The sequence below is a fragment of the Campylobacter sp. BCW_4332 genome (assembly GCF_001763175.1).
GTDB classification, from domain to species: domain Bacteria; phylum Campylobacterota; class Campylobacteria; order Campylobacterales; family Campylobacteraceae; genus Campylobacter_D; species Campylobacter_D jejuni.
Window position 1 is genome coordinate 22,724 of record NZ_MJYF01000016.1, and the last position, 6,308, is coordinate 29,031.

7 protein-coding genes and 1 pseudogene are annotated in these 6,308 nt (G+C 28.2%); 5 read left to right on the top strand and 3 right to left on the bottom strand.

All coding sequences use genetic code 11. The annotated features are described in order from the left end of the window. Positions 1-63: 63 nt before the first annotated feature. Entirely contained in the window at positions 64-471 is a 408-nt protein-coding gene (locus tag AJN64_RS01415; protein WP_053872770.1) for a hypothetical protein, read from the bottom strand. 76 nt (positions 472-547) lie between these two features. Between AJN64_RS01415 and ciaI the strand changes: the two genes are divergently transcribed. Genes ciaI through AJN64_RS01430 form a run of 3 tightly spaced genes read left to right on the top strand, consistent with a single transcriptional unit; the run spans position 548 to position 2,552 of the window. Continuing rightward, entirely contained in the window at positions 548-1,111 is a 564-nt protein-coding gene (gene ciaI / locus AJN64_RS01420) for an intracellular survival protein CiaI (RefSeq protein ID WP_070292568.1), read from the top strand. Between the two features lie 36 nt (positions 1,112-1,147). Next, on the top strand, positions 1,148-1,837 hold the full coding sequence (gene dut / locus AJN64_RS01425) for a dUTPase (protein ID WP_002936466.1): 690 nt from the start codon (positions 1,148-1,150) through the stop codon (positions 1,835-1,837). 1 nt (position 1,838) lies between these two features. After that, the gene (locus tag AJN64_RS01430) at positions 1,839-2,552 is read left to right on the top strand and encodes an EI24 domain-containing protein (RefSeq protein ID WP_053872772.1); all 714 of its coding nucleotides are present in this window, start codon (positions 1,839-1,841) and stop codon (positions 2,550-2,552) included. Here AJN64_RS01430 and tilS read toward each other — a convergent pair. Both tilS and rimO read right to left on the bottom strand, forming a co-directional pair. Continuing rightward, positions 2,535-3,500, bottom strand: a complete 966-nt coding sequence (gene tilS / locus AJN64_RS01435) for a tRNA lysidine(34) synthetase TilS (RefSeq protein ID WP_070292569.1) — start codon at positions 3,498-3,500, stop codon at positions 2,535-2,537. The two genes, AJN64_RS01430 and tilS, sit on opposite strands and share 18 nt — an antisense overlap. Next, positions 3,490-4,809: a 30S ribosomal protein S12 methylthiotransferase RimO gene (gene rimO, locus AJN64_RS01440; protein ID WP_053872708.1), complete on the bottom strand. Its 1,320-nt coding sequence runs from the start codon at positions 4,807-4,809 to the stop codon at positions 3,490-3,492. Before rimO ends, tilS begins: the two co-directional genes overlap by 11 nt. A gap of 73 nt (positions 4,810-4,882) precedes the next feature. Between rimO and AJN64_RS01445 the strand changes: the two genes are divergently transcribed. After that, positions 4,883-5,215: a hypothetical protein gene (locus tag AJN64_RS01445; protein ID WP_070280561.1), complete on the top strand. Its 333-nt coding sequence runs from the start codon at positions 4,883-4,885 to the stop codon at positions 5,213-5,215. A 463-nt stretch (positions 5,216-5,678) separates the two neighbouring features. Next, positions 5,679-6,308 (top strand): annotated as a pseudogene (locus tag AJN64_RS01450) (sugar transferase); the annotation flags it as partial.

Genomic DNA, 6,308 nt, shown 5'->3' on the forward strand with positions numbered 1-6,308 from the left:
TATACCTAACAATTTACATAAACTATAATCATAACTCATTTTTTTAAACAAAATCATAAAAATTTATTTTTTACAAAACTCAAGTTTTTTACTAAGTCCTAAAGCATTGTTAGTAAATTTAAGCCAAAAAAGCCCTAAGGCATAAATTTTTGCACTTTTATCAAGTTTAGCAAAGGGGAATTTAGAAAAATAAATTTTCATTTGCTCCTTGTTTGCAATTTTAAACTCGGCCTTAGCTTGCACACCTTTTAAAAAGGCTATTTTACTTTCTTTGGCTATATTAAGTGCTATACTTGAATTTTCACTAGCTAATCTTATATGCTTAGTATCTTCATGAGAAGCGATAATAAAAGCTAAATTCTTCTCATCAAAAACATAAAAAGCACTAGCTGTATAAACACCTTTTTCATCAATCATAGCCCAAGATAAAAGCTGCTCATTTTTTATAAATTCTAAAATTCTTTCATCCATATTGTAAAAATTATACTAAAATATTTTTAAAAATAACCGATTATAATTTTATAAACTATAAATATAAGGGGAAGAAATGCAAATTGATGCTAGCAAAAACCAAAGTTTTTCGATGGAATATACAACAAAAAGTGGCAAACATTTAGCCTTATCTATGTATGACAATCAAAGCGTAAGTTATGCAAATAATGAAGAAGGTAAAACTCTTAATCTTAAACGTCAGTATGGCTTTAGCTTTACTTTTGAAGGCTCTAAGCTCACACAAAATGATCTTGATGAGATTAAAAATGCTATGAAAGAAGTTGAACCTATGATCAAAGACTTTTTAGCAAATTCTAAAGTCGGAAAGTTAAAACCAAAAGAAATTATAGAATCAGCTATGCAAATGGCAAATGTTTTACCAACACCAAATGATGAAAACCATCAAAATGCTATTATGAATAATTTTACAAATAAACTCAGTGATTTACTAAAACAAAATCAAACAGATGATAAAGATATCAATGCTTCTATGCTTGAAGATAGTAAAAAACTTCTTGATGAAGTTTTAGAACAAATGAAAAAACAACTTGAAAAACAACAAGAAAAAGCCAAGGAAAATCAAGATAAGACAGATGATAGTTTAAATCTTTACGCTTAAATCATATAATATTAAAAATTATCAAGGAGTTTTTAAATGACAAATATCGAAATTTTAGAAAATATGCTCAAACTCCAACAAAAACTCAACGATGAAACAAACGGCTTAAATTGGGAAAATGGCTACACCAAAGAAGGAAAACTGATCAGTTGGAGACGCTGTATTTATATGGAATGTGCAGAACTTATAGACTCTTTTGCATGGAAACATTGGAAAAATATTTCAAGTCCGACAAATTGGGAAAATGTGCGTATAGAGATTGTTGATATTTGGCATTTTATCTTAAGTCTTTTACTTGAAGAATATCGCGATAAAAACGGTAAAGATTTCAAAGCTATAGCTACAGAAGTCAATGCTGTAAGCGTGTTTCAAGATTTTTGCAAAGAAGAAGAACATCCTAATGAGAGTGATATTTATGGTATTTTAAATGATATAGAGCTTATTATCCACAAATGCAGTGGCTTTGGATTTAATCTTGGAGAATTGCTTTCAACCTATTTTACTTTAGCTATCAAATGCGGACTTAATCTTGAAATTCTTTATAAAACCTACATAGGTAAAAATGTTTTAAATATCTTTAGACAAAACAATGGTTACAAAGATGGTAGCTATAAAAAAACTTGGAATGGCAAAGAAGACAATGAAGTTTTAGCTCAAATTTTAGAACAAGAGCTTGATTTTGATACTATTTATAAAAAACTAGAAGAATGCTATAAAAAGGCATAATTTGGATATTTTAAAACTTGCGATCAAAGATTTTTTAAGTCTTAAATTTTTAAAATTTGCCTTAATTCCTTTGATTTTTAGCCTTGTACTTATGCTTTTTTTAGGAGTACTTGGCTTTTCGGCTTTGCTGGATTATTTTAATTCTTTATTTAGCTTTGGAGAGGATTCGTTTTGGGCGTGGTTTTATGCCCTTCATTTTGTGCAAATTTTAATCACCATCATAAGCTTTTTATTTTCAGGTTTTATTGTTGTTTTTGCTTCGGTTTTTTTAGCCCTTTTTATCACTTCTTTTCTCACTCCTTTTATCGCTAAAGAAATCAACCAAAAATATTACCATTATGATAATACAAATGAAGTTTCAACCCTAAAAACTATCTTTGAAATTTTTAAAATTTTTATAAAATTTATAGGGATTTTTTTACTTTGCACTTTGGCTTTATTTTTACCTTTTATCAATATTTTTGTATATTATTTTGCTTTTTATTATTTCTTTCACAAACTTTTAATGATTGATGTTACAAGCACGATTTTAGATAAAGAAAGTTTTAAAAATTTTCATTCTGATTTTTCGCCTTTAGAGTTTAAATTTAGCACTCTTTGTTTTTATCTACTCTCATCAGTGCCACTTTTAGGACTTTTTTTGCAAGTGTTTTTTGTGATTTTTCTCACACATTTAGGCTATCAAAGAATTTTAAAACTAGAGCTTAAGGCTTGAAATATCGATTTTATGATTATATAAATAAGCTCTTAAAAGTCTTGGAATTTTAGCTATTCTACACTCTTCTTTGAAATTTTTAGGTAATTTTTGACAAGTTTCGTACTCGAAAACAATAGCTTGTTCGTTTTTATATACAAGTGCTATTTTGCCACCTAAAACACAATCGCCCTTTAAAAGCTCTTTTCTTTGTGCCGTACTTAAAAGTAAACCTTTCATTTTCACCGCTCTAGCGATCAAGCTTTCATTTTTAGGGCAAATAAGAAGTCCTTGAATTTCTTTGATATTTTCAAAATCATAAAGTTTTTTCCTATCTTCATCAAGATAAAAAAAGCTTCTTTTTAAACCCTGATGAAATTCACTCACAAAGGCATTGGAGAAATTTTTTCTTATATAATTTCTAAAATATTTTTCATTTTCATTACTTTCATCATGAAAATAAAAAATATCTTTTTCTTTTAAAAAAGATGAAATTTCATCTTTACTTATAAAAAGCAAAGGGCGTAAAAGTGTATAATTTTGGCGTTTTTCACGCTCTTGCATACCTAAAATTTCAGCCAAACCTGCCCCACGAGAAAGTTGCATCAAAAACCATTCAAATTGATCATTTAAATGATGGGCTAAGATAAGATGATCATAATCTTGTTCAAGACAAATTTTTTCAAAAAAATCATAGCGAAAATCTCTAGCTTTTTTTTCAAAATTACTTTGAAATTTAGGAGCGTGTTTTATAAAAATTTTTTTATGAAATTTCAAAGCAAGTTCTTTAGCTTTTAACTCTTCTAAATCACTATTTTTTCTAGTTTTGTAATTTATCATCACAAGATCAAAGTCGATCTTTTCTCGCATTAGAAGATAAAAAAGCGCACTAGAATCACTTCCATAAGAAAAAGCGAGTAAATTTTTACCCCTTTTTAAAAGGGATAAAATTTCATCTTTAATTTGCATCTACTTTTCTTAAAGCCTTAGCAAGGAGCTTTTTATCAAGGTTTTGTAAAATTTCACATTCATAAATTTGCCCCATTTCTAAATTTCCACATTCGCTTTCATTGATAAGAATTTCCCCATCAATCTCTCTATCCCATCTTAAATCTTTAGCTGCGATGAAAAACTCTCCCTCACTACTTTCTCCCGTGCAAACTACCAAACGCTTTTGACCTACTTCTTTTTCAAAACTTTTTTCTATCACTTCATCAACAATTTTTTCTATGATTTTAAGTCTTTTATTGATCACTTTAAAAGGCACTTGCTCCATATCAAAAGCGGCCGTATCTTCTTCCTTAGAATACGCAAAAACGCTTATCCTATCAAAACCAAAGTCTTTAACAAACTCACAAAGCTCTTCAAAATCCGCCTCACTCTCACCTGGATGTCCTACGATAAAACCCGTGCGTAAAAAACTATTTGGCGCACTTTTCATTAAATTTAGCATTTCTTTAAGTCTTGTGCTATTTGCCCCACGCTTCATGATTTTAAGCATATTATCACTTATGTGCTGTAAAGGCATATCAAAATAATTTACAAAAATTTCAGAAGCTATAATGCGTTTGATCAAAGCTTCACTCGCACTCGTAGGATAAAGATATAAAATTCTAGCTGCTCTTATGCCTTTGATTTTTTCAACCTCATCGATTAAGCGTATAAGCCCATCTTTTTCACCCTTGTCAAACAAATAAGAACTCGTATCTTGTGCAATAAAAGAAAAATCCTTATAACCTCTAGCTACCAAATCTTTAAGCTCAGCTATAATGCTACTTATTTCGCGAGATTTTAACTTGCCTTTAAAACTTGGGATGGCACAAAAAGAGCATTTTTGATTACAACCTTCGGCGATTTTTATAAAAGCATGAGAATTTGAACCTGTGATAATGCGTTTGGAATTTTCACTCTGCAAATAAGTCGAATTTGAAAATAAATTTGTTTTTTTGAGTATCATTTCATCGATTCTTTCATAATCACCCACACCTGTGAAAAGATCAACCTCAGGAAGTTCTTTCATAAGTTCTTCTCGGTAACGCTGCATCAAACAACCCGTAACCACCAAAAGAGAATCTTTTTTTCTTTGTTCGTGCAAATCCAAAATCGCATTAATGCTTTCTTTTTTTGCGCTATCGATAAAACCACAGGTATTTACGATCAAAACATCGGCTTTACTTGGCTCATCGCAAAGTTCATAAGCACTAAGGCGTCCTAGCATGATCTCACTATCGACTAAATTTTTATTACAACCTAAAGACATAAGATAAAGTTTTGACATTTTTCTCGCTTTTTAAATTTTTTGATAAAATAATTTCTTAAAATCATATCAAAATAATAATTAGGAAAAATTTATGAATGAAAAAAATGTAGTTTTATTAGGCGAAAGTCATTTCGCATTTAAAAATGGGATAACTCAAGGAATTCTAGATACCGGATTTAAGTGTTTTAATCTATCTTTAGGCGGAACTCCAAGTTTACAAAATTTATATGAGTTAATCAGAAATAAAAAACTTTTAGAAAATGCGGATTTAATTATTACAGGATCAAATACTCATGATATTGCACAATATAATTCTATCGATTTATTTCCAAAAAGCTATCAAGTGATGAATTGGCTTTACAAAGAATTATATTTTTTAAAGAAAAAAATTATTTGTTTTATTGCTCCAACACCTCAAAAATAGTTGAATAAAAACTGTGTAAAATATGTAAATACACTCTATATAAAATTAGCAATTAAATACGGATTTAATGTAATTAACGCAAATAAAAACATTTAGAATCTTCATATAGCTTAATACAAAGAGATGAAGCTCATGATTTTGATTTTATAATGAGAGAACTTGGGAGAAATATAGCAAATAATATTGAAAATTTTTCTTTTCCAAAAAAATAAATATTATAAATGATAATCCACAATTTTATTTTTATCCAATTGAAAAAGCAATAAATTTAAATTTCGCTAATTTCAAATTCAAACAAAGTTGGTTATGCAGTGAAAAAGTTTATTGCATAAAAAGTAAAGAAATTATTAGTTTTAATAAAAATACTTTTAATCTAAATTTATTAGGAATTCATCTTTGGAATGATTCAGGTATTTGTGAAATTCAAATTAAAAATCCAAAAGATCAAATTTTCAATCGAAGTTTGGATTATAATTTCTCATACTTTTTTGACATATACGATAGACAATTTAAATTCACTAATAATACTAAAATTTTAAATAATGGGGTAAACAATATTAACCTCATCTCTTTCTTTCTAGCTTCTCCTGAAGGTAACTACCATACCGAAGAAATAGATTTTGAAGCTTTAGCTAATGAAAATATAATAATACCAAAAGAATATGATTTTAACCATCTTATACCTCCTATAGAGCTTTATAAAGAAATTATAGATGAGTATTGCGCTGTAATGGATCCAAGAAAATTAGCTCCTTTACAAAATCAAATCAAAGAAAAAGACAATATTATTTTTACTTTAACTCAAGAAAAACAAAATTTACTCAATGAAAAAAACAATCTTGAAAATAAACTCAACTCCATCCCTATTAAAAAACAACGTTTAGAATTAGCCAATCTAGAACAAGATTTAATTATTAAAAAATTAGAAAGTAAAAAACTTGCTAAATCTTTGGGTATAAAAATGAGTATAATAAATCCTAAAATTACTTTTATTCAAGCTAATTCAGCTAAAGCTCGTATACAAAACCATTTATCTTATAAACTAGGACAAACTTTGATAGAAAATTCAAAAAGTATATTAGGATATATAAGA

Coding starts and splice junctions, on each gene's coding strand:
- AJN64_RS01415 (WP_053872770.1), bottom strand. CDS start 471: ATGGATGAAAGAATTTTAGAATTTATAAAAAATGAGCAGCTTTTATCT.
- ciaI (WP_070292568.1), top strand. CDS start 548: ATGCAAATTGATGCTAGCAAAAACCAAAGTTTTTCGATGGAATATACA.
- dut (WP_002936466.1), top strand. CDS start 1,148: ATGACAAATATCGAAATTTTAGAAAATATGCTCAAACTCCAACAAAAA.
- tilS (WP_070292569.1), bottom strand. CDS start 3,500: ATGCAAATTAAAGATGAAATTTTATCCCTTTTAAAAAGGGGTAAAAAT.
- rimO (WP_053872708.1), bottom strand. CDS start 4,809: ATGTCAAAACTTTATCTTATGTCTTTAGGTTGTAATAAAAATTTAGTC.
- AJN64_RS01445 (WP_070280561.1), top strand. CDS start 4,883: ATGAATGAAAAAAATGTAGTTTTATTAGGCGAAAGTCATTTCGCATTT.